Origin of the sequence: Nocardioides plantarum (assembly GCF_006346395.1) — a bacterium.
Taxonomy (GTDB): Bacteria; Actinomycetota; Actinomycetes; order Propionibacteriales; family Nocardioidaceae; genus Nocardioides; species Nocardioides plantarum.
Genome location: NZ_VDMS01000005.1, coordinates 455,405 through 477,789, shown reverse-complemented (window position 1 = coordinate 477,789; position 22,385 = coordinate 455,405). Strand labels below are relative to the sequence as shown.

Sequence of the window (22,385 nt, the reverse complement as noted above, 5' to 3'; positions counted from 1 at the left end):
GTCGATCAGCCCGCGACGATCCACGGGCTGAGCTTGGGCTTGTTCTTGGTGTACCTGCCGGTGCGCAGGGCGTCGTCGTAGGTCCCCGCGTCGCCAGTCTCTTCGGCATTGTCGGTGCTGAAGTCGGTCTGGACGCCCACCCTGATCCGGTAGGCGTCGTCGAAGCAGGACCTCGGGGCCGTGACCACGTAGCCGGCCTGCGTCCTGGTGGCCTTGAGCCCCTCGCACTCGTAGCGGTAGCCGTTGCGGGTGATGGAGAGGGAGTTCTCGATGAAGTACTCGAGGACCATCCGGTAGGTGTAGCCGCGCGACGAGACGACCTTGATGAGCACGTCCTGGATGGCGATGCGCTGCGACCGGACGCTGATGGCCATCCGCAGCGTCTGGGCGGTGTAGGTGACCCTCAGGTTGGTGAGGTCGCCGCGCCGCTCCTGCGGGTCGACGACGGGCTCGTCGAGCTGGCCGTCGTCGTCGTAGCGGGTGACCTGGGCGTCGCCCACGGCGTCGGCGTGGCGCCAGGTCTGGGCGTCCGCAGCGGGCACCGCGGCCATCAGCAGCGCCGTCGTCACGCAGGCGAGAAGGAACGACCGCAGGGGTGTCATCTCCGCACGGTGCCACACCGTGCGAGCCACGTCACCCCTCGAGTCGACTCGAGCGTCAGCCCGCTCACCTAGCCCGCGGCGATCCAGGAGCCGAGGCGCGGCGTGGCGGAGGTGACGCCGGTGCGCAGCGCGTCGTCCCTCGTGCCGCGCTCGTAGGAGCGGTCGTAGGTGTTGGTCAGCACGCCCACCCGCACCCGGTAGGCCCCGACGAGGCAGCTGCGCGGGACGGTGGCGACGACACCCGACGCCGTGGGCGTCACCCGGAGGCCCTCGCACTCCTGGGCGCGGTAGGAGCGCGTGAAGGCCGTGGTGACCTGCGCGCCCCGGCGGACGTGCACCAGGTCGAACGTCGAGGAGTGCGAGGTGAAGATCCGCACCTGGATCCGGTTGTCGGCGTTGTCGAAGGCCCGCAGCGACGTCGCCACCCGCAGGCTGTCACGGGTGTAGGTGGCGGTCACCCGCGTGATGTCGCCCCGCCGCTCGTGGCGGTCGACCGCCGACGGCAGCGGATCCGGTGTGCCCTCCTCGAGCTCGGCCACGCGGACGTCACCGGTGGCGTCGGTGTGCCGCCAGGTCTCGGCGTGGGCCGACGGGGCGGCGCTGATGAGGAGTCCTGCGGTCAGGGTGGCGGCGACGAGGCCGAGCCGGGTCTTCACGCGCACACCTTGACACACGATCACCCGTGGGCGCGCAGGAACGAACCGTGGGGTTCGGCCTAGTTCTCGTCGGCCTTCTCGGAGCCCCGACGCCACCGGATGCCGGCCTCGAGGAAGCCGTCGAGGTCGCCGTCGAACACGGTGGAGGGGTTGCCCTCCTCGTAGCCGGTGCGGAGGTCCTTGACGATCTGGTAGGGGTTGAGCACGTAGTTGCGCATCTGGTCGCCCCAGCTGGCCTGCACGTCGCCGCGCATCGAGTCGAGGTGGGCCTTCTCCTCGGCCTTCTTGCGCGCGAGCAGCTTGGCCTTGAGCACGACCATGGCGCTGGCCTTGTTCTGCAGCTGGCTCTTCTCGTTCTGGCAGGACACGACGGTGCCGGTCGGGATGTGCGTGAGCCGCACCGCGGAGTCGGTCGTGTTGACGGACTGACCGCCCGGGCCGCCGGAGCGGTAGACGTCGGTGCGGATGTCCTCGTCGGGGATGTCGATCTCGTCGGTCTGCTCGAGCACCGGGACGACCTCGACCGCGGCGAACGACGTCTGCCGACGACCCTGGTTGTCGAACGGGCTGATCCGCACCAGGCGGTGGGTGCCGGCCTCGACCGACAGCGTGCCGTAGGTGTAGGGCGCGTGGATCGCGAAGGTGGCGGACTTCAGGCCGGCCTCCTCGGCGTACGACGTCTCGAAGACCTCGACCTTGTAGTCGTGCTGCTCGGCCCAGCGGACGTACATGCGCATCAGCATCTCGGCGAAGTCGGCGGCGTCGACGCCACCGGCGCCGGAGCGGATCGACACCAGGGCCTCGCGGGCGTCGTACTCGCCGTTGAGCAGGGTGCGGACCTCCAGGCTCTCGACGGCCTTGCGCACCTTGTCGAGCTCGCGTGCGGCCTCCTCGAGGGAGTCGGCGTCGCCCTCCTCCTGGCCCATCTCGTGCATGAGCCCGGCGTCCTCGATGCGGGTCTCGAGCTCGTGGAAGCGGTCGAGCGTGCCCTGGAGCGCCGAGAGGCGGCCGGTGATGCCGGTCGCCCGGTCGACGTCGTCCCAGAGGTCGGGGGCCGCGACCTGCTCGCCGAGGTCGTCGATCTCGACGCGCATGCCATCGAGGTCGAGCACCTGGCCGATGGTGTGCATCGTCGCCTGGAGCTGCTTGATCTCGGTCTCGAAGTCAGGGCCTGCCACAAGGATCGAGGCTACTAGGACACGCGAGGATCGTGAGATCGGCGGTCAGGCCCGCCGGTCAGGCACGGCGGCCGAACACCTGCACGACCCACCACCGGCCGCCGCGGTAGACGGCGCCCATGCCGAAGTGGCGGTAGGTGGTGTTGAGGATGTTGGCCTTGTGGCCGCTGGACCCCATCCACATCCGCACGACGCCCTTGCCGGTGTCGCTGCCGACGGCCTGGGCGACGTTCTCGCCCCAGGCGCGCAGCCCGCAGGTGCGACCGATCGCGGCGAAGTCCTGGGTGTGGAAGATCCGTCCGGCCTTGGCCATCCGCGCCGCCTGGGCCCGCGCGAAGCGCGCGAGGCACTCGCTGTTGGCCAGCGCGGGGCGGTCACGGATGGTGCGCTCGTGGTTGGTGTACGTGCGGGCCTCCACGAGGTACTTGGCGGCGCTGGGTGCGGCCTGCGCGGGAGCCGGCACGGCGACCAGCCCCGCGGTGAGGATGCCGAGAAGGGCCAGGAGAACCATCAGTCCGAGAGGTCGACGCATCACCTCATCGTGCCACCGCGGGAGTCAGGGCGCGAGCCGCGCCGTGGTCCAGCCGTCGGCACCGGGCGTGCGCCGGTAGACGAGCCGGTCGTGCATCCGGCTCGGCCGGCCCTGCCAGAACTCCACGACCTGGGGCCGCACCAGGTAGCCGCCCCACTCCTCGGGCGGCGGCACGTCATCGGTGCCCGCGAACCTCGACTCGACCTCGTCGTACGACGCCGCGAGGGCGTCCCGGCCGGCCACCTCGCGCGACTGGTGCGAGGCCCACGCGCCGAGCCGGGAGCCCCGTGGCCGCTGGGCGAAGTAGGCCTCGACGTCGGCCCGCGGCAGCGGCTCGGCCACGCCGTCGACGCGCACCTGCCGCTCGAGCGGGTGCCACGGGAACAGCAGCGAGCACCGCGGCTGGGCCGCGAGCTCGCGGCCCTTGCGCGAGGCCTGGTTGGTGAAGAAGCGGAACCCGTCGGGGCCGACGCCCTTGAGCAGCACGGTCCGGGCGGTCGGCTGCCCCTCGGCGCCGACGGTGGCCACGACCATCGCGTTGGGCTCGTGCAGACCGGCGGCCCGCGCGTCGTCGTACCAGCGCCCGAACATCGTGACCGGGTCGGCCGCCAGGTCGTCCTCGGCCAGCCCACCCGCGGCGTACTCCTGCCGGGCTGCGGCGAGGTCACTGCTGAGGTCACTGCTGAGGTCGCGGTCCGCACCAGGGTCACCCATGGGTCGACCGTAGTGCGTGCGGCACAATGCCGAGCGACGCAAAGAGGCCTCTCACGAACCGCTAGGAGCGACGTATGACCGAGGTACACCACGGACTCGAGGGAGTCGTCGCTTTCGAGTCCGAGATCGCCGAGCCCGACAAGGAAGGCTCCGCGCTGCGCTACCGCGGCGTCGACATCGAGGACATCGTCGGGCGGGTGCCCTTCGAGAACGTCTGGGGCCTGCTCATCGACGGCGCCTACCAGCCGGGCCTGGCCCCCGCCGAGCCCTACAACCTCCCGGTCCACACCGGCGACGTGCGCGTCGACGTGCAGGCCGCGGTGGCCATGCTGGCGCCGGCCTTCGGCTTCGGCCAGACCTACGACATCTCCGACGACCAGGCGCGCGAGGACATCGGCCGGCTCGCCGTCATGGTCCTCTCCTACGCCGCCCAGTCGGCTCGCGGCCTCAACCAGCCGGTCGTCCCGCAGAAGGCCGTCGACGCCGGTGGCACGCTCGCCGAGAAGTTCCTGATCCGGTGGAAGGGCGAGGCCGATCCCAAGCACGCCCACGCGATCGACGCCTACTGGAGCAGCGCGGCCGAGCACGGCATGAACGCCTCCACCTTCACCGCGCGCGTCATCACCTCGACCGGTGCCGACGTGGCCGCGGCCTTCTCCGGCGCGATCGGCGCGATGAGCGGCCCGCTGCACGGTGGCGCCCCGGCCCGCGTGCTCACCATGATCGAGGAGGTCGAGAGGTCCGGCGACGCGACCGCCTACGTCAAGGGCCTGCTCGACAAGGGCGAACGGCTGATGGGCTTCGGCCACCGCGTCTACCGCGCCGAGGACCCGCGCGCCCGCGTGCTGCGTCGTACGGCCAAGGAGCTCGACGCTCCCCGCTACGCAGTAGCCGAGGCCCTCGAGCAGGCCGCGCTCAAGGAGCTGCGCGAGCGTCGTCCCGACCGCGTCCTCGAGACCAACGTCGAGTTCTGGGCAGCCATCGTCCTCGACTTCGCCGAGGTCCCGTCCAACATGTTCACCGCGATGTTCACCTGTGCCCGCACCGGCGGCTGGTCCGCGCACATCCTGGAGCAGAAGCGCACCGGCCGGCTGATCCGCCCCTCGGCGATCTATACCGGCCCCGCCTCCCGCAAGGCCGACGAGGTCGACGGCTGGAAGGCCGAGTGGGCCGGCTGAGCAGGCCCGGCGCAGCGCGACCGCGCTAGCAGCGTCACGACGTCACGACAGCGACCGCAGCCCCACCACGGTGGGTGCTGCGGTCGAGTCGTCTCCGGGTGCCTGCTCAGGCGCTCGCCAGGACCATTCCGCGGACCGAGCACGTCGGAGCGCCGACGTCGGAGGCGAGGTCGCCGGTGACGACCGAGCCGTCCGCGTTGCTGTAGGTGAAGGTCGACTGGAAGGTGTCCCCGTCGTCACCGAGCAGCAGGTCGATGGGGGCGCCGACCTGCATGCTGCCGTTCTCGGCGTCCGCCTGGACGGTGGCGGTGGGGTTGGAGTCGGCGACGCCCACGATGCTGAAGTAGGAGCCGTTCTTCGAGGTGGTCGCCACCAGGTCGAGGTTGAAGCTCGGCGCGTCGCAGCTCGCGCTGATCGTCAGCCCTGCCCCGCTGAACAGGACCTGGTCGGCCACCGAGTCGTTGGTGTAGAGGAACACCTTGCTCGGGACGACGCCGTTGACCGCGCCGGCGGTGGTCGCCGTGTCGGCGGTGGTGGCCTTCTTGGCCTGGTCGGCGAGGGTCGCGCGCGACGCCGTGGTCGCCTTGGACGCGGTCGTCGCCTTGGTCGCGGACGGGACGGTGCCCAGGCTCGACTCCTTGACGTCCAGGCCCGTCACGGCGCCGTCCTTGATCTTCGGCGAGGTCACGGCGTTGTCCTTGAGCTGCGAGGTCGTGATCTGCGTGGCGGCATAGCTCGTGCCGCCGAGCGCGACGACGAGGGCGAGGGTCGAGGTCACGGTGGCGTACCGGCCGGAGGTGAGGATGGTCATGGGCGTAGTGCACCCCTTCCCCCCGCCGGGACGCAGGCGAACGGCCGGATCGACGGTCGCTCGGGACCACGGGTCTAGACCGATGTCGGCCGAGTCGGGTCATCGTCGTTCGGGCAGGTCCGCGCGTCAGGCGGTCAGCCTGGTCGCAGGGTGAGCGCGAGGTAGGCGCCCCCGCGGCGAGATCCCGAGGCCCATCCGCGCCAGGCCGACGAGGCCGAGTGGGCCGGCTGAGCCGACCCTGATCGAGGGCGCCGGGCGACCGGGCCACACGCTGGTCGAGGAGGTCGCGCTAGCGACCGTCTCGAGACCACCCGACCGCAGCGTCCGTCCACCGGCGCTGCGGTCGGGTCGTTCTTGGGGCAGGATCCAACCGTGCGACCGACCTTGCGCACCGCGCGGATCCGGCTCGACCCGCTGACGCTCGCGCACACCGAGCTGCTGGTCGAGCTGGACGCCGACCCCGAGGTGCTGCGCTTCGTCTGGGGCCGTCCGCTGAGCCGCGAGGAGGTCGTCGGCACCTGGATGCCGCGCCGGACCCGTGAGGACGCCGACGAGCGCGGTATCGGCTACTGGGTGGGCTTCGACGCGGCGACCGACGCGTTCCTGGGCTGGTGGTCGCTCAACGTCGTCGACGACGACCCGGACGCCGCCGAGCTGGGCTACCGGCTGCGCCGCGACGCGTGGGGGCGCGGCCTGGCGACCGAGGGGGCGAGAGCCCTTCTGACACACGGCTTCGGGACCGTCGGGCTCGAGCGGGTCGTCGCCGAGACGATGGCCGTCAACACCGACTCGAGAGCGGTGCTCGAGAAGGTGGGACTCGTCCAGGTCGGCGCCCGCGTCGAGCAGTGGGAAGACCCGCTCCCCGGCGCCGAGCTCGGAGAGGTCGACTACGAGGTCCGCGCCGAGGACTGGTGGGGCTGAGGCCCCAGATCGTGGGATGTCTCGGGACTTCGGCGACCGTTCTGCATCAACACAAAGGTGACGGTTCGGGTGGTGGACTGGTTCATCCATCCCTGTGATGTCTCAGGTCAGCGGTGACAGTTCCGCATCAGGACACGGGTGACGGTTGGTGTGTCAGGACTTCGGTGACGCTGGTCGGTGTTGTTGAGGCCCGCGAGGTCTTCCGTTGCCGACGTAGGTCACGCCTGGTGCTGGCCTGGTGTGCTCGATGAGGACTTCGCCTTGCAGGTCGGTGATGGTGATCTTGCCGCCAGGCTCGTCGCCGTGGGTGGTGACCAGGACCTGATGGAAGCCGTGGCGGGCACCGACCATGTAGAAGACCTTGTCGAGCATGAATGCCCCGACGCTGCTCAGTTTCCTGACGTGGGTGTCGTCGGGAAGGTCGAGCGGCACCGGCACCGGCACCGGTGCTGGCCGGGTGCGGGGCGATTGATGAGGGACGAGCCGCTCCTGGGCGGGGCGTGGCGCTTCAGCCTTCACGGTTGCCTCCCAGGCGGCCAGCGGGGTGATCCGGCCGGGTAGTCCTTGGTGTCCGCGTTCGGTGTTGTAGATGTGGTCGAAGGCGTCGACCTGGGTCTGGAGTTCGTCGAGGTCGGTGGCCAGGGGCTGCTTGTCGAGGTAGCGGAACAACGTCTGGTGGAACCGTTCGTTCTTGCCCTGGGTGGTCGGCTTGTAGGGCTTGCCGGTGATCGGTTCGGTCCCCAGCGCCATCACGTGGACCACGAGTCGGCCAAGGTGCCCGCGACGCGAGGGGTTGAGTGCGATCCCGTTGTCCGAGAGCAGCCGCTGTGGCACGCCGTGAGCGGCCACGGCCTTGTCGAACACGGTGATCGCGTCGGCTGCGGTTTCGCTCGATGCCACGTGGGAGGCGACCGCGTAGCGGGAGTGATCATCGATCAGCTGGAAGATCACACACTTCCTACCGCCGGTCAGGACGTACTCGGTCGCGTCGAGCTGCCAGCACGCGTTCGGAGCCGGGTAGACGAACCGTCGCCAAGCCGAGCGTGGCTTCTTCCTCGGCTCGAGCCTGGCTAGACCAGCCTCGCGGAAAATCCGGGCCAGCGACGCCGTGGAGGGCACCGGGTCCAAGCCCATCGCGTGCATCTTGTCGTGCACGCTGATCGGCCCGTAGTCGAGCCCCGAGGACTCCAACGCTGCACGAACCTGGATCGCGTGGGCCTTGACCTCATCGGTCAACTTCGAGGGGCTCGACCTGGGCCGCCTGGACCGGGGTTCGAGCACCGAGGCAGGCCCATCGACCTTCGCCCGCTTGCGCAGCTCATAGAACGACTTACGTGAGATGCCGTGCTCGGCGCAGAACGTCGAGACCGCGCCACGGGGCGCATCATCAGGCCACTGCGAGATCGCGAGACGAACACGGGGATCGATGGGTTCATTAACAGCCACCGCCCGAGCCTCAGGTCCGAAGTGTCACCACCTAGCCCCATTCAGGTGTCACCGATGTCCTGATCCAGAACTGTCACCTATGTCTTGCGACATGCCAACTGGTGTATCCACCACCTCACATTTGACTCGATCATCTGTTCGAATACATGCTAAGACGATCGCATGCCGACCATGACCCGCCTCCGCAGCAGCGACCCGCTGCTCGAGTCCGTGCGCACGCGCCGACAGGCCGAGGCGCGTGACCAGGTCGCGACCCTGACCGCGGTGCTGGACTGGGCGGTGGCCAACACCGCCGACGATGCTGAGGCGGCCGAGCTGCTGGACCCGATGGTCGAGCCGGCCCTGCACCTGGGCGGACCCGGCTGCCCTGTGATCGGTGAGTACGCCGCCCTGGACCTGGCGTTGTCGTTGGGGATGTCGACCGACGGTGGCCTGGCCTATTTGGGCAAGGCCCTCGAGCTGCGCCACCGGCTGCCGCGGCTCTACGCGAGGGTCGTGGGTCTGGAGGTCTCGCTGTGGAAGGTGTTCCGGGTCGCCGAGCAGACCATCGCCCTGCCACCCGCGGGTGCGACCCATGTGGACCGGGTCATCTCCCCGTTCCTGCACACCTGCTCCTGGGCCCAGGTCGACCGAGCCGTGGATTCCGCCCGAGCGGCCTACGACCCCGCCGAGGCCGAACGCCGCCGCCTGGTCGCCGCCGAGGGACGCCACGCCTCGGTCCACCTCACCGACGCCACCACCACCGGCACCGTCGAGGTCACCGCCACCCTCGACCTGGCCGACGCCCTCGACCTCGAGACCGCCCTGCGCGAGGGCGCCCAGGTGCTGGCCGACCTCGGCTCCACCGAGACCCTCGACGTACGCCGCTCCCAAGCCCTCGGCGAGATGGCCCGCCACCAGCTCACCCTCGACCTCGACACCATTGGGGCAAGCAGAGGCGTGACGATCTACGCCCACCTCACCGCCGAGGACACCTCAGCGGTCCTGGACAACACCCTCACCCCGGTCCTGGTCGAGCAAGTCCGCCAGTGGTGCGAGACCGCTGGCACCAAGGTCACCATCAAGCCCGTCATCGACCTCGCCTCCGACCCGACCACCACGGCGTACCGCCCCACCGAGACGATCCGCGAACAGGTCCACCTACGCGACCGGACGTGCGTGTTCCCCGACTGCGGCAGACGCCACGTCGACCTCGACCACATCCACCCCTTCGACCTCGGCGGACCAACCAGCGCTCACAACCTCGCCATGCTCTGCAGACGCCACCACCGTGCCAAGACCCACGGCCGCTGGTCCTACCGGATGCTCGAACCCGGTCTCTACGAGTGGACCAGCCCCACCGGCGCGACCTACACCGTCGACCGACGCCGACGACCCTGACCGCCCCACACCCCGCCGTCCACCAGGACCGCGGGGCCACCGGCATGCCTAGGGGCCCGTGTCCGAAGGTCTCGGACGCTTCGCGCACTGATGCCACGCACCCACGGCACCGGCGACCCTCGGGAGACGAACAGGTAGGACCTCGGACCGCCGGCACCGCGAATGCACGCACCCTGAGCACGCCAGACGATCAACGACATCGGACGCGCACCACGAGGGCAGCCACACAGAGGCAGCCTCCCGACGGCTTCCGGCGCACCATGGTCGGGCCGGTCTCACTCGACGCAGAACTCGTTGCCCTCGGGATCGGCCATCACCGCAGCCCCCGGTCGTCACTGGCAAGGATCGCTCCGTACGAGACCAGCCGACGTACCTCGTCCGGGTGGCTCGAGGTGGGGCGCAGGTCGACGTGTTGACGGTTCTTCTCCGCCTTGCCCCCAGGCACGCACGCGAACCAGAGCGACGGCCCGCCCCAACCGCCCCCCGGTGACGTCGGGCGGCCCGTCACGCAGACGGGGCCGAGCTCGACCGACCGGCGCACTACTTCTCGAGCCGACCGTCGAACCACGACGTCTTGCCGCGGGCGGCGGCGCGGGTCAGCGAGATGTGGACGTGGTCGCGGTGGCGCAGCGTCTTGGAGCACTTGGTGAGGGTCTTGCACCCCGAGTGCAGGTAGGGCCCGGGACGGAAGCCGTTCCACGCGGAGTAGATGTGGTCGTTCCAGATGATGTACATGATCCCCATCCGGCGGGCTCGCACGGCCACGTTGCCCCACCGGTCCGGGGCGACGAGCCCGTCGATGAGCCGGCGGGAGGCGCGCATGCCCTTGCTCGTGGCGGCGTCGGAGAACCAGTCGATGGCGCGGCCCTCCTGGTGCTCCGACGTCACGTGCTCGCCCCACTCGCAGGCCCGCGTCATCGTGGTCCTGCTGGCGTAGTGCTGCACCAGCCAGCTGCTGAGGACCCGGGTACCGGGCTTCACGGTGGGGGTGCAGTCTCCGGGCTCCTCGTAGCGGGCCAGGTCCTCGAGGGGCAGCGAGACCTTGGCCCCGGCGTGCACCAGGGCGTGGGCGGGGGCGATGGAGAGCAGGAGCGCCGCTGCGAGCAGGGCGACCAGCACCTCGACCGGGCGTGGGGACCGAGTCATGCCGCGCACGCTAGGTCAAGACCCGTGACGACGTGAGCCGATCGTGCGAAGTCTGACCGGACGGCGAGCGCGCACGGCCCGGACGGGTCAGCCCGCGCGGGTGGTGCGCGTCAGGTACGCCGCACCGCGCGGCGAGATCTCGTAGCCCACCCGGTGGCTGATCGTCAGGCCGAGGCCCTTGAGCTTGCGTACGTCGATCTTGAACGGCGCGGTCTCGCGTCCGACCATCTCGGCCAGGTCGGGGGCGCGACGCTCGGGGTGGGCCTCGACCAGCCGGAGCGTCGCCATCGTCCAGGCGCCGTGGCTGCTGGCGCGGTCGAGCCGCTCCAGGCGCTTGTCGAGGTCGGCGACGTCGGCGTCGGTCAGGTCGGCGCTGGCGCGCAGGGCGAGGCGGGGGTCCTCCCCCGCCCACTCCACGCCCACGCGGTAGGTGGGCCAGTCGGCGTCCCCGGCCAAGCGGCGGCGCAGGCGGTCGGCGTCGGCCCAGCCGGCCAGCACGGCGTCCTCGTCGGCGATCGCGTCGGCGTCGACGACCTCGACCGAGGTCACCCGCACCAGGCCCGACGACGAGGTGAACACCGCACCGGGCTTGACGTCCTGGCGCTGCCAGCGGCGGAACGCCAGGGTGATCGACCCGTCGCGCACCCCCTGAGCCGCCTTCATGGGCAGCCTCATCGCAGGTCCTTGCCGAAGCACCGACTGTGCGGGGAGTCCAGGTAGAACCCGAACCCCGGGACCGGCTGGTAGCCCGCCGACACGTAGAGCTCGATGGCCTCCGGCTGCTTGACGCCCGTCTCGAGCACCATCGCCTCGGCCCCGGCCTCGGCGGCCGACGCCTCGAGGTGCGCGAGCATGCGTCGGGCCAGTCCCCGTCGCTGGGCCTCGGGCACGACGTACATCCGCTTGACCTCGGCGGTGCGGGCTGTCCCGAACACCTCGACCGACGACCGCCGCCACGCACCGGTCGCGATCGGCACGCCGAGGCCGCCCACGTCGTCGTACCCGACGTAGAAGCTGCCCTCCGGGGGCTCGAACATCGACGGGTCCAGCGGCGTCGCGTCGGGGGTGCCGTAGCGATCGGCGTAGAAGGCCTGGACCCGCTCGACGAGGCTCAGCACGTCGGGGTGGCCGTAGCCGACCCGCTCCAGGCGCATCTGGACTCCTCGAGGGTCGGAAACCGGGGCGCTGACACACTAGGACCCGTGACGATCGAGATCCCCGCCGACCTGCTGCCCGCCGACGGACGGTTCGGGGCCGGGCCGTCGAAGATCCAGCCGGCACACCTCGACGCCCTCGCCGCGACGGGCCGGTCCCTGATGGGCACCTCGCACCGCCAGGCCCCCGTGCGCGACCTGGTCGGCCGCGTGCGCACCGGCCTCGCCGAGCTCTTCTCGGCGCCCGACGGCTACGAGGTCGTGCTCGGCAACGGGGGCGCCACGGCGTTCTGGGACGTCGCCACCCACGGGCTGATCGAGCGTCGCTCGCAGCACCTGGCCAACGGCGAGTTCTCCTCGAAGTTCGCCGCCGCGGCGACGTCCGCCCCGTGGCTGCAGGACCCGTCGGTCATCACCACCGCCCCGGGCACCGCGACGGTGGCCGTGGCCGAGGACGGCATCGACGCCTACGCGTGGGCCCACAACGAGACGTCCACCGCGGTGATGACCCCCGTCGTCCGCCCGGCCGGCACGTCACCCGACGGCCCCGACGCCGCCCTGGTGCTCATCGACGCTACCTCCGGCGCCGGCGGCCTGCCCGTCGACCTGACCGAGACCGACGTCTACTACTTCGCGCCGCAGAAGTCGTTCGCCTCCGACGGCGGCCTCTGGCTGGCGTTCTTCTCCCCGGCCGCGCTCGAGCGGGCCGCGCGGATCGCGGCGAGCGACCGGCACGTCCCGGCGTTCTTCGACCTGCCGACGGCGATCGACAACTCCACCAAGAACCAGACCTACAACACCCCGTCGGTCGCCACCCTGTTCCTGATGGCCGAGCAGCTGGACTGGATGAACGCCGAGGGTGGCCTCGCCGGCATGGTCCAACGGACCACCGCGTCCTCCGACGTCCTCTACGGCTGGGCCGAGCGCGCGTCGTACGCCCACCCCTACGTCGCCGAGCCGGCCCACCGCTCGCTGGTCATCGGCACCGTCAACTTCGACGAGTCCGTCGACGCCGAGGCGGTGGCCGCGGTCCTGCGCGCCCACGGCGTCGTCGACACCGAGCCCTACCGCAAGCTCGGTCAGAACCAGCTGCGGATCGCCATGTACCCCGCGGTCGACCCCGCCGACGTCGAGGCCCTCACCCGCTGCATCGACCACGTGGTCGAGCGCCTCTGACCCAGCGCGAGACCCAGCGCGCCAGCCTCGCGAGGACTGACGACGGGGCGTGCCCGACCCGTTACCGCAGCGTGGACACCTTGTGCACGCCCGACTGCGAGCATGGTCGTCGAGTCGACCGCGCCGCGTGCTGCGCGAGCCGCGGTCCATCCAGGGGAGATCACATGTTCAGCAAGGCTGCTCGTGCAGCTGCCGTCCTCGCCGTGCTGGCGACCTCGGTCTCCGCCTGCTCGAACGACGACGACGCCAAGGCCTCCGACGACGCCCGCATCGTCATCGGCGTGAGCGACGCCCGCCCCGGCCTCTCCGCCGAGAAGGCCGACGGCAGCTTCAGCGGCTTCGACGTCGACATGGCGTCGTACGTCGCCAGGAGGCTCGGGTGGAGCGACCGCCAGGTGACCTTCCGGGCGCTGCCCGACGACGACCGTGAGCAGGCGCTGAGCACCGGCGAGGTCGACATGGTGGTGTCGGCCTACACGATCACGACCGAGCGGGCGAAGGCCGTCGACTTCGCCGGGCCCTACCTCGTCGCCGGACAGGACCTGCTCGTCGCGAGGAAGTCCGAGATCAGCGGGCCGCGGAGCCTGAACGGCAAGACCGTGTGCGGCACCCGCGGTTCGGCCGAGCTCGCACGGGTCCAGGAGGCCGAGTTCTCCCGCCGCGCGGTCCTCAAGGGCGCCGACGACATCGCCGCGTGCGTCGACCTCCTCCTCGCGGGGCGGGTCGACGCGGTCACGACCGACGATGCCGTGCTGGCCGGGTTCGCGAAGAAGCACGCCACGAGGCTGCGCCTGGTGGGGTCGCCGTTCTCGACCGACTACTACGGCATCGGGCTGCCCCAGGGCTCCCCCGACGTCGCCGTCGTCAACGACATCCTCCAGCGCGCCATCGACGACGGCACCTGGCAGGCCAGCTTTGATCGCCACCTGGGCGCCTCCGGCTTCGCCGCGCCGCTGCCTCCCGTCCCGAGCGGCACGCGCGCCCGGTGACCTGCAGGCCGACCCGGGCGTCGACGCGCTACCGGGCTGCGAGGGCCGCCGCCACGGCGTCGTACGCCGCAGGGCCGAAGGCCACGAGACGCGCCTCGGTGACCGAGGTCGGGGTCGCGCGCAGCGTGTCGACGGCGGCCGCGACCGCGTCGTCGAGGGGCCAGCCGTAGACCCCGGCCGACACGAGCGGGAACGCCACGGTGCGCGCGCCGAGCTCGTCGGCCACCGCGAGGGCGCGGGTGTAGCACGAGACCAGCAGGGCGCGGTCCGTCTCACCGGCCGAGAAGTTCGGCCCGACCACGTGGATCACCCACCGAGCGGTCATCTCGCCGGCCGTCGTCCAACCCGCGTCGCCGGTGGCCAGGCCGCGCGGGAACCGTCGCCGGCAGTCCTCGAGCACCGCGGGTCCGCCGGCCCGGTGGATCGCGCCGTCGACGCCTCCCCCGCCGCGCATCGCCCGATTGGCCGCGTTGACGACGGCATCGACGTCCTGGACGGTGATGTCGCCCGGGACGACGGTGACCTCGGCGGTCACGAGTTGCCCGCCGCCACGGACTTGATCAGCGTGAGCGTCGCCCGCTCCAGGGCCGCCTGCCGCACGTCGGGGTTGTCGTAGGTCCGTCGGGTCGCCCGGTGGATCGTGTGGCCGCGCTCGTAGGCGTCGATCACCCGCGGGTCGACGTACGCCGAGCGCGCGAGCGTCGGGGTGTTGCCGAGGAACTCGGAGACCTCCTTCATCGCGCCCGAGACCGCCCGCTTCTGCGACGCCTTGGTGTGACCGGGCTCGGGCGTCTCGGCCAGGGCCGCGGCGGCCAGGACGGTGGCGTGCCAGGTGCGGAAGTCCTTGGCCGTCGCCTCGAGCCCGGTCGTCTCGCGGACGTAGGTGTTGACCAGGTCGGGGATGACCGAGCGCCACGACCGGCCCAGCTGGTAGGCCATCAGCCGCGGGTCGTCCTTGGCCCGGCGGCGTCGCATGATCTCGACGGCCTCGATCACGGTCTCGTCGTCGATCTCGATGCGGTGGTCGACGCCGGACTTGCCGGTGAAGGTGAAGACGAGCTTGTCCTGGTGACGCTTCACGTGTCGCCGCTCGATCGTCGTGAGGCCGAAGGACCCGTTGGCGTCGGCGTAGACGTCGTTGCCGATGCGGAAGTAGCCCAGGTCGAGCAACCGGACGGCCGCCGCGCAGGCGCGCTCCAGCGGCATGCCCTCACGCCCCAGGTCGGCCAGCACCAGCTCGCGGGCCTTGACCAGGCCCTTGCCGAACAGCAGCATCCGCTCGAACTTCTCCGCGTCGCGGCGCAGCCGCCACTCGGGGTGGTAAAGGTACTGTCGCCGGCCCGCGTCGTCCATGCCGACGGCCTGCAGGTGCCCGTTGGCGTACGGCGTGATCCACACGTCGCGGTAGGCCGGCGGGATCGCCAGCGCCTTGACCCGCGCCGCGTCCTCGGGCGGCAGCCGGTCGCCGCGCTGGTCGAGGTAGACGAAGCCGCGGCCCGCGCGCCGGCGGGTCCAGCCCGGCTGGTCGGGCGACGTACGGCGGAGACGGACCACGCGCCGAGCCTAGGCAGCGGCGCGGTGAGCGACCTCACCCACGAGGACGGAGCCAGCGCCCGAGCAGACCGAGGGCGACGAGCCCGACGGCGCCGCCGACCGCCCACGGCCACACCGGTCGGTCACCCGACGAGCTACTCGAGGAGCCACTCGGTGGTCGAGCCTGTCGAGACCCCGGATCGGTCGTCGAGCTCGGCGCCGAGGACGGCGACGAGGTCGGCGTGGAGGTGGGCGGGGCCGGTCGCACCGCCCGCGCGACCACCCGCGGCAGCCGCACCCGGAGCACGTCGGAGCGTGCCCCCTCGCTGCTGATCAGCACGACGCCGTCCTCGTCGACGGCGATGCCCTCGCCCTGCTGCTGCTCGGGCAGCGTGAAGCGGGCGACCTGCGCGAGCGCCGGCCACGTGTAGACCGTGGCGGAGGAGTAGCCGCGCACGATCAGGTGGCGGCCGTCGGGCCAGAACGAGCCGTCCGTGGCGATCGCCCGGGCGCTGCCGATGAGGCGCATCCGGTTGGGCCGGTCGGGGTCGAGCCGCGCCGGCGCCAGCAGCACGTCACCGCCGAAGACGCCCTTGGTCACCACGACCAGCCGGCCGCTCGAGGGCTGCACCAGCAGCGTCTCGGCGTCGGCCGGACCGTCGGGATAGACCAGCTCGTACGTCGTGACCTCACCTCGCACGTCGCGGTCGCCCCGACCGACCGGCACCCGGGTCACGCTGACCGTGTCGCGCTGCTCCAGGTTGTCGCCGGTGTCGGCGACCCAGACCTGACCGGGGAAGCGGTCACCGGCGGGCGCCACGGCCTCGACGTCCTCGGGGTCGTCGCTCCAGGTGGTCACCCCGACCGTCTCGCCGGTGCCCCGGTCGACGGTGAAGACCCGCCCGGTGTCGCCCGAGTCGTTGACCGTGACCACGAGTCCGTCGCGCGCGACCAGCCCGCTGGACTCCACGATGGCGGGGTCGGCGAAGGTCAGCTCGACCCGGGCCGGGGGTGCTGCGTCGGCCGCTGCGAGACCGACGACGAACGGCAGGGCGACCGCCGCCGTCAGGAGACGACCCACGCGCCTCATGCCCGGTCGTGCGGCCGGCCGGCTGCGAGCAGCTCGGCCAGCCGGGGCGTCAGGCGCCACTCGGCGACCAGCGCCTCGTAGTCGTCGCGCGCCTCCTGGCGCGAGGCGTCGGCGACCACGCCGGTGCGTACGGCGCGCAGCATCGTGTTGCGCGGCGTGTGCTCGCTGCCGACGAACTGCACGACGTCGACGCGGTAGCCCTCCAGCCGCATCAGCGAGGCCCGCAGCGCGTCGGTGAGGGTGTCGGCGAGACGCTCGCGCAGGATGCCGTGCCGGGTCAGCTCGGCGTACGGCGCCGGCGTCGGCTGGCGCCGCAGCTGGGCGGCGACGTCGTGGTGGCAGCAGGGCGCGGCCAGGACCAGCGCGGCGTCCCACCCGACCGCACGGGCCAGGGCCTCGTCGGTGGCGGTGTCACAGGCGTGCAGGGCCAGCACGACCTCGGGTGCGGGGTCGACGACGGCGTCGGCGATCGTGCCGACGACGAACCCCGCCTCGATGCCGAGCTCGGCCGCCACCCGCGTGTTGTGCTCGCGGGACTGCTCCTTGACGTCGACACCGGTCATCGCGACCGGCAGGCCCAGCACCCCGCCGAGGTAGCGCTGCGCCGCGAACGTCAGGTAGGCGTTGCCGCAGCCGAGGTCGACGACCCGCAACGGCTTCTCGGGCGTCGGCCGGCGCAGGTGACCGGTGGCGAGCGCGTCGGCGACGGCCGCGTCGAGCAGGCGCAGGAACTCCTCGACCTGGCGCACCTTGGCCATCCGGGTCGGCTTGATCCGCCCGTCGGCCCCGGCCAGGCCGAGCGCGCGGTAGAGCGGGTCGTCGAGGGGCAGCAGCCGGTCCTTGGTGCGGTCGTGGTCGTGCTCGACGGGGGCCGCCTGCGCCCGCGCCTTGCTCGACGCGAGCCACTCGCCGCGCTTGGTGATCCGCACCTGGTGGGTGTGCGTGGCGGTCTCGAGGTGCCAGTTGCCGAACGGCTCGGCGAGCAGGGCGTCGACCGCCTCCGCCGCCGCGGCCCCGGCGGCGTGGTTGGCGGTGTGTGCCTGCGTGGCGTCGTACGACGTGGCCTGGAGGTGCCGCCCGGCCTTGAGGTCGACGTAGCGCGCCTCCACCCGGCGCCACACCGGTGCGGCCTCCTTGCGCCGGCCCGAGGCGACGGCCCGCACCAGCCCGTCGGCGTCGAGCAGCGCCTCACGCACCAGCGCCCTCGCGTCGCTCACTTGACCGCCGCCGCGATCACGACGATCACCAGCAGTCCCACCAACGCCAACGAGATCACGAGGCGACGGTGGCGGGGGTTCACCCCACCACCCTAGGTCGCACCACGCCGGTCGAGCCTCGAGACCCCACGCCGGTCGAGCCTCGAGACCCCCGCCGCCGACCCACCCAACCCCACCCCACGCCGGTCGAGGTGCGAGGCCGCCCGCGGCCGAGCCTCGAGACCACCCCAGCCGACCCACCCAGCCCTACTCCGACGTCGGCCGGTAGCGCACCCGCGACGAGTAGACCCCCCACCCGAGCACCGCGGCCAGGTACAGCCCGACGAGCACCCAGAACCCCGCGCCCAGCCCGGCGTCGTCGCGGGCGGCGCGACCGAACATCGCCACGACGGCCGCCAGCAGCAGGAAGGTCGCGGTCCCGACGGCGTGCAAGTCGGCCGCCAGCATCGCGCGCATCGTCTGCTCCCGCTCGGGCGTCGCGGTCCACCAGTCCTTGGCGGGCACGTTGAGCCAGGTCGTCGACCCGCGACGGACCAGCCACCCGCTGGCGGCGAACACGGCGACCAGCGCCACCCCGATCACCACGAACATCAAGGCCACCTGGCCCCGCGACCCGTAGGAGTCGGCCTCGCCGGTGGGCCCGAAGTGCAGGGGCGCCCGGTCGGGCAGCGCCAGCGAGACGATGAGCACGACCCCGGCGTACGCGGTGACCGCGCCGAGGTAGAGGCCACGCAGGGCGAGCGCCGTCACCAGTGCTCCATGGACCCGCGGAAGACGCCGGCGAGGTCGTCGGCGGTCACGGCCTTGGGTGCGGTGGCCAGCAGTCGCTGCTGCTGCAGCGAGCCCTCGACCAGGGCATCGACGTCGGCGTCGCCGTAGCCGACCTCGGCCAGGCCGTTGGGGATCCCGACGTCGCGCATCAGCGCCGAGAGCACGCCGGGCAGCACGTCGGGCCCGGACGCCGACGACGACAGCGTCGGGTCGAGCAGCCGCGCCGCCGCGAGGTGACGCTCGGGGGCGGCGTCGAAGGTGAAGCGGAAGGCCTCGGGAGCCGTCAGCGAGACCGCCATGCCGTGCGGCACGATCGGCTCCTCGGGCGGGTAGCCGTCGGGGCGGTAGCCGCGCACCCGACCGGCGATCGGGTAGGCGTTGGCGTGGGGCACGTGCACCCCGGCATTGCCGAAGCCCAGCCCGGCGAACGTCGCGGCCAGCGACATCTGCTCACGGGCCGACACGTCGGAGCCCTCGGCGACGGCGGCCCGGAACGACCCGGCCAGCAACGACATCGCCCGCTCCGACCACAGGTCGGCGATCGGGTTGGCGCCGCAGTAGGGCACCCGCTGCTCGGGCTGCTTGGCCTCGAAGTCGGCGTACCAGCGCGCGGTGTAGCTCTCGAGCGCGTGACACAGGATGTCCATCCCCGCGGCGGCCGTGACCAGCGCGGGCTGGGTCAGCGTCAGCGAGGGGTCGACGACGGCCATCGTCGGGCGCAGCCTCGGGTGGCTGATGCCGGTCTTGACGTGCAACGACAGCACGTCGAGCACGCAGATGGTGGTGCTCTCGCTGCCGGTCCCGGTCGTCGTCGGTACGGCGACCAGCGGCAGCAGCGGCTGCGTCGGCGCCTGCGCGCGGCCGACTGGGGCGTTGACGTAGTCCATCAGCTCGCCCGGGTTGGTGGTGAGCAGGTTGACCGCCTTGGCGGTGTCGATCGAGGATCCGCCACCGACGGCGACGATCGCGTCGAAGGGGCCCGCGTCGCGCGCGAAGGCGATCGCGTGCGCGAGCGACTCGTCGGTCGGCTCGACCCTCGCCGCGTCGTACGTCGTCACGTCGAGTCCCCGGGCGCCGATCTGCTCGGCGATCCGCGCGGGATGACCGGTCGCGGCGACGCCCGCGTCGGTGACGAGCAGCACCCGCCGCGCCCCCAGCGCGGCGAGGTCGTGCCCGATCTCGGCGGAGGCACCGGAGCCGAACTTCAGGGCGGGGGCTGCGTAGGTGAAGACGGTCTCGCTCACCCAGCCACCCTAAGCGCCGGGCCGGCGCCGACCGCGAGACCCCGTCACCGCCGCCGGAGGCCCGGGCGACCAGGGGTCTTGCCCCTTCCTTGAGCAGTGCTTGAGGTCACCTTGAGCGAACCTCCGGGCTCGACTCCCCCGGCCCGCCAAGGCAACAGAACCTGTTACTCGGCGCTTGTTGAACCGTGTCTCACCCCCATGGGTTACTGCTTATCGATACATGTCGAGGACCGCCATTCAAGGGACAGGCGGACTCGACGCACTAGGGGGGTTCAATCATGTCGGTCCAGACGTCCGCGTCACGCCCGGCGGGCAAGTCCGTCGGCGCCGCGACAGTCGGCCTTCTCGTCACGTTGGTGATCTTCGTCGTGGTCTTCCTGGCGTTCCTGATCGCGCCGCTGATCCTGCTCGGCGTCGCGCTCATCGCCTACCTGGTCATGCGACCGCGGGCCGACCGCCCGGCGTCGTCCGGGCCGGTCGTCGGCTCGGGCGTCGCGCACCACGGATTCGGAGCCGGCACCCAGTGACCACCACGATCACGCGCTCGCTGCCGCGGCTCTCCGACGGCATCGAGGCCGACCTCCAGCACGCCATCCCCGAGGGCATCTGCCGCACCTTCCGAGTGATGCCGTACGTCGTCCACGAGGGTCACGTCCTGGTCGCGGCGGCCGACGCCGACGACTCGATCACCGAGCACGTCGTGTCCGAGCGCCTCGACCGGCCGGTCATCCTGGTGCGCCACACGGTCAACGAGATCAACGAGGTCATCGACGAGGCCTACCCGCCCGTCGAGGCCGAGGTCGAGTCGCCCGAGGCCCGTCGCAGCCGCATGCAGATGGCCCAGATGCTGACCCGCAGCGGCCTGGTCACCCCCGAGCAGCTGCAGCGCGCGATGCTCGAGCACTCCCGCACCGGCGACCCGCTGGGCGACATCCTGGTGTCGCACGAGTCGATCTCCGAGGACGTGCTCGTCGCGGCCCTGTCCGAGATGCACCAGCTGCAGCGAGTCGGCCTGGCCGACTTCGAGCCCGACTACGACCTGTCGCGCCGGCTCCCCGAGCGGCTGGCCCGCACCCTGCAGGTCGTCCCGGTCGCCGAGAGCGACGGCGAGGTCTTCCTCGCGGTCGCCCGGCCGCTGTCGACCGACGACGCCGTCCAGGTCGAGGCGGCGCTCGGTCAGCCCTTCCGCCAGCTCCTCGCCAACCGCACCGACCTCGACCAGCTGCTCCAGCGGGTCCACAGCAGCCACTACTCCGACACCTCGACGCAGTTCCTCATGGACAACTTCCCCGAGCAGTCGGCCCACGTGGTGTTCTCGTCGGTCCAGAAGGCCTTCTTCGTGACCGCGGCCGTGCTCCTGGTCGTCGCCGCGGTGATCTGGCCGACCACCACCGCGATCGGGATCGTCGGCGTCTGCAGCTTCGTCTACTTCTTCGTGTCGGTCTACAAGTTCCGACTCACGCTGCGGGCCCTCGGCACGCACCTCGAGACCGACGTCACCGACGAGGAGATCGCTGCTCTCGACGAGCGGACCCTGCCCGTCTACACGATCCTCGTGCCGCTCTACAAGGAGGCCGGGATCGTGCCGCGCCTGGTGCGCGACATCAACGCGCTCGACTACCCGCGCACGCGGCTCGACGTCAAGCTCCTCTGCGAGGAGGACGACGACGAGACGATCGCCAAGATCAAGGAGCTCGCGCTCCCGCCGCACTTCCACCTCGTGGTGGTGCCCGACAGCCAGCCGAAGACCAAGCCGAAGGCCTGCAACTACGGGCTGCAGCTCGCGACCGGCACCTTCACCGTCATCTTCGACGCCGAGGACCGCCCCGACCCCGACCAGCTCAAGAAGGCGCTGATCGCCTTCGACCACGTGCCCGACAACGTCGTCTGCGTGCAGGGCAAGCTCAACCACTTCAACCAGGACCAGAACATCCTCACGTCGTGGTTCGCCAACGAGTACTCCATGCACTTCGAGCTGGTCCTGCCGGCCATGGGTGCCTCGGAGTCGCCGATCCCGTTGGGCGGCACCTCCAACCACTTCAAGACCTCGATCCTGCGTGAGCTCGGCGCCTGGGACCCCTTCAACGTGACCGAGGACGCCGACCTCGGCATCCGCCTGCACCGCGAGGGCTTCCGCACCGCGATGATCGACTCCACCACGCTGGAGGAGGCCAACTCCAAGGTCGGCAACTGGATCCGTCAGCGCTCGCGCTGGAACAAGGGCTACTTCCAGACCTGGCTCGTGCACATGCGTCACCCGGTGCAGCTGTTCCGCCAGACCGGTCTGCGGGGCTTCCTGTCCTTCAACCTGACCATGGGCTCGGCGTTCGTCCTGCTGATGAACCCGATCTTCTGGGCCCTCACCACCATCTACGTGGTGTGCCAGTGGGGCTTCATCGAGGACATCTACCCGAGCCTGATCTTCTACGCCGCCAGCCTGATGCTCTTCGTCGGCAACTTCATCTTCATCTACCTCAACGTGGCCGGCAGCCTGCAGCGCGGTGAGTTCGGCCTGACCCGGACCGCGATGCTGTCCCCGCTCTACTGGGGCCTGATGAGCTGGGCGGCCTGGAAGGGCTTCATCCAGCTCTTCACCAACCCCTTCTACTGGGAAAAGACCGAGCACGGTCTGGACGAGGGCTGATCA

General features: G+C 71.3%; 23 protein-coding genes. 7 read left to right on the top strand and 16 right to left on the bottom strand.

Going from position 1 to position 22,385, the window contains the following annotated elements:
• Positions 1-5: 5 nt before the first annotated feature.
• From FJQ56_RS20940 to pdxH, 5 genes are all read right to left on the bottom strand, one after another.
• Complete coding sequence (locus FJQ56_RS20940; protein ID WP_140011564.1) at positions 6-602, bottom strand: hypothetical protein; 597 nt, start codon at positions 600-602, stop codon at positions 6-8.
• A 68-nt stretch (positions 603-670) separates the two neighbouring features.
• Complete coding sequence (locus FJQ56_RS20935; protein ID WP_140011563.1) at positions 671-1,258, bottom strand: hypothetical protein; 588 nt, start codon at positions 1,256-1,258, stop codon at positions 671-673.
• 59 nt (positions 1,259-1,317) lie between these two features.
• Positions 1,318-2,436, bottom strand: coding sequence for a peptide chain release factor 2 (gene prfB, locus FJQ56_RS20930; RefSeq protein ID WP_140011562.1), 1,119 nt, complete (start codon positions 2,434-2,436; stop codon positions 1,318-1,320).
• A 58-nt stretch (positions 2,437-2,494) separates the two neighbouring features.
• Positions 2,495-2,968: a CAP domain-containing protein gene (locus FJQ56_RS20925; protein ID WP_140011561.1), complete on the bottom strand. Its 474-nt coding sequence runs from the start codon at positions 2,966-2,968 to the stop codon at positions 2,495-2,497.
• Positions 2,969-2,992: 24 nt separating this feature from the next.
• Positions 2,993-3,682 (bottom strand): pyridoxamine 5'-phosphate oxidase, encoded by a 690-nt coding sequence (gene pdxH / locus FJQ56_RS20920; protein WP_140011560.1) that lies wholly within the window; start codon positions 3,680-3,682, stop codon positions 2,993-2,995.
• 74 nt (positions 3,683-3,756) lie between these two features.
• Here pdxH and FJQ56_RS20915 point away from each other — a divergent pair, with 74 nt between their 5' ends.
• A complete protein-coding gene (locus FJQ56_RS20915; protein ID WP_140011559.1) occupies positions 3,757-4,860 on the top strand; it encodes a citrate synthase 2 in 1,104 nt (367 codons plus the stop codon).
• Between the two features lie 106 nt (positions 4,861-4,966).
• On the opposite strand, the gene FJQ56_RS20910 is transcribed toward FJQ56_RS20915, so the two are convergent.
• A complete protein-coding gene (locus FJQ56_RS20910; RefSeq protein ID WP_140011558.1) occupies positions 4,967-5,671 on the bottom strand; it encodes a hypothetical protein in 705 nt (234 codons plus the stop codon).
• A 372-nt stretch (positions 5,672-6,043) separates the two neighbouring features.
• Here FJQ56_RS20910 and FJQ56_RS20905 point away from each other — a divergent pair, with 372 nt between their 5' ends.
• Positions 6,044-6,592, top strand: a complete 549-nt coding sequence (locus tag FJQ56_RS20905; RefSeq protein WP_140011557.1) for a GNAT family N-acetyltransferase — start codon at positions 6,044-6,046, stop codon at positions 6,590-6,592.
• A 153-nt stretch (positions 6,593-6,745) separates the two neighbouring features.
• Here the strand turns inward: FJQ56_RS20905 and FJQ56_RS20900 are convergent, their stop codons facing one another.
• Entirely contained in the window at positions 6,746-8,038 is a 1,293-nt protein-coding gene (locus FJQ56_RS20900; protein ID WP_140011556.1) for a DDE-type integrase/transposase/recombinase, read from the bottom strand.
• A gap of 171 nt (positions 8,039-8,209) precedes the next feature.
• Here FJQ56_RS20900 and FJQ56_RS20895 point away from each other — a divergent pair, with 171 nt between their 5' ends.
• On the top strand, positions 8,210-9,418 hold the full coding sequence (locus tag FJQ56_RS20895) for an HNH endonuclease signature motif containing protein (RefSeq protein ID WP_170215491.1): 1,209 nt from the start codon (positions 8,210-8,212) through the stop codon (positions 9,416-9,418).
• Positions 9,419-9,958: 540 nt separating this feature from the next.
• Here the strand turns inward: FJQ56_RS20895 and FJQ56_RS20890 are convergent.
• The 3 genes from FJQ56_RS20890 to FJQ56_RS20880 form a co-directional block, all read right to left on the bottom strand.
• Positions 9,959-10,564, bottom strand: coding sequence for a VldE C-terminal domain-containing protein (locus tag FJQ56_RS20890; RefSeq protein ID WP_140011554.1), 606 nt, complete (start codon positions 10,562-10,564; stop codon positions 9,959-9,961).
• Between the two features lie 87 nt (positions 10,565-10,651).
• Positions 10,652-11,227, bottom strand: coding sequence for a hypothetical protein (locus FJQ56_RS20885; RefSeq protein WP_246084287.1), 576 nt, complete (start codon positions 11,225-11,227; stop codon positions 10,652-10,654).
• 8 nt (positions 11,228-11,235) lie between these two features.
• A complete protein-coding gene (locus tag FJQ56_RS20880; RefSeq protein ID WP_140011552.1) occupies positions 11,236-11,718 on the bottom strand; it encodes a GNAT family N-acetyltransferase in 483 nt (160 codons plus the stop codon).
• A 48-nt stretch (positions 11,719-11,766) separates the two neighbouring features.
• Between FJQ56_RS20880 and serC the strand changes: the two genes are divergently transcribed.
• Positions 11,767-12,894 (top strand): phosphoserine transaminase, encoded by a 1,128-nt coding sequence (serC, locus tag FJQ56_RS20875; protein ID WP_140011551.1) that lies wholly within the window; start codon positions 11,767-11,769, stop codon positions 12,892-12,894.
• Between the two features lie 164 nt (positions 12,895-13,058).
• The gene (locus FJQ56_RS20870; RefSeq protein ID WP_140011550.1) at positions 13,059-13,883 is read left to right on the top strand and encodes a glutamate ABC transporter substrate-binding protein; all 825 of its coding nucleotides are present in this window, start codon (positions 13,059-13,061) and stop codon (positions 13,881-13,883) included.
• 28 nt (positions 13,884-13,911) lie between these two features.
• On the opposite strand, the gene FJQ56_RS20865 is transcribed toward FJQ56_RS20870, so the two are convergent.
• The 6 genes from FJQ56_RS20865 to FJQ56_RS20840 all read right to left on the bottom strand — a co-directional run bounded on the left by FJQ56_RS20865 (position 13,912) and on the right by FJQ56_RS20840 (position 19,738).
• Positions 13,912-14,418 (bottom strand): O-acetyl-ADP-ribose deacetylase, encoded by a 507-nt coding sequence (locus FJQ56_RS20865; RefSeq protein WP_140011549.1) that lies wholly within the window; start codon positions 14,416-14,418, stop codon positions 13,912-13,914.
• Positions 14,415-15,437, bottom strand: coding sequence for a DNA topoisomerase IB (locus FJQ56_RS20860; RefSeq protein WP_140011548.1), 1,023 nt, complete (start codon positions 15,435-15,437; stop codon positions 14,415-14,417). The genes FJQ56_RS20865 and FJQ56_RS20860 overlap by 4 nt, the downstream gene beginning before the upstream one ends.
• A 34-nt stretch (positions 15,438-15,471) precedes the next feature.
• The gene (locus FJQ56_RS20855; protein WP_140011547.1) at positions 15,472-16,497 is read right to left on the bottom strand and encodes a hypothetical protein; all 1,026 of its coding nucleotides are present in this window, start codon (positions 16,495-16,497) and stop codon (positions 15,472-15,474) included.
• A 5-nt stretch (positions 16,498-16,502) separates the two neighbouring features.
• Entirely contained in the window at positions 16,503-17,723 is a 1,221-nt protein-coding gene (locus FJQ56_RS20850) for a class I SAM-dependent methyltransferase (RefSeq protein WP_140011546.1), read from the bottom strand.
• A gap of 246 nt (positions 17,724-17,969) precedes the next feature.
• Positions 17,970-18,473: a DUF1648 domain-containing protein gene (locus FJQ56_RS20845; protein ID WP_140011545.1), complete on the bottom strand. Its 504-nt coding sequence runs from the start codon at positions 18,471-18,473 to the stop codon at positions 17,970-17,972.
• On the bottom strand, positions 18,470-19,738 hold the full coding sequence (locus FJQ56_RS20840; RefSeq protein ID WP_140011544.1) for a hydroxyacid-oxoacid transhydrogenase: 1,269 nt from the start codon (positions 19,736-19,738) through the stop codon (positions 18,470-18,472). Before FJQ56_RS20840 ends, FJQ56_RS20845 begins: the two co-directional genes overlap by 4 nt.
• A gap of 278 nt (positions 19,739-20,016) precedes the next feature.
• Between FJQ56_RS20840 and FJQ56_RS22300 the strand changes: the two genes are divergently transcribed.
• Complete coding sequence (locus FJQ56_RS22300; RefSeq protein WP_170215490.1) at positions 20,017-20,265, top strand: hypothetical protein; 249 nt, start codon at positions 20,017-20,019, stop codon at positions 20,263-20,265.
• Positions 20,262-22,382: a glycosyltransferase gene (locus FJQ56_RS20835; protein ID WP_170215489.1), complete on the top strand. Its 2,121-nt coding sequence runs from the start codon at positions 20,262-20,264 to the stop codon at positions 22,380-22,382. The genes FJQ56_RS22300 and FJQ56_RS20835 overlap by 4 nt, the downstream gene beginning before the upstream one ends.
• Positions 22,383-22,385 lie beyond the last annotated feature (3 nt).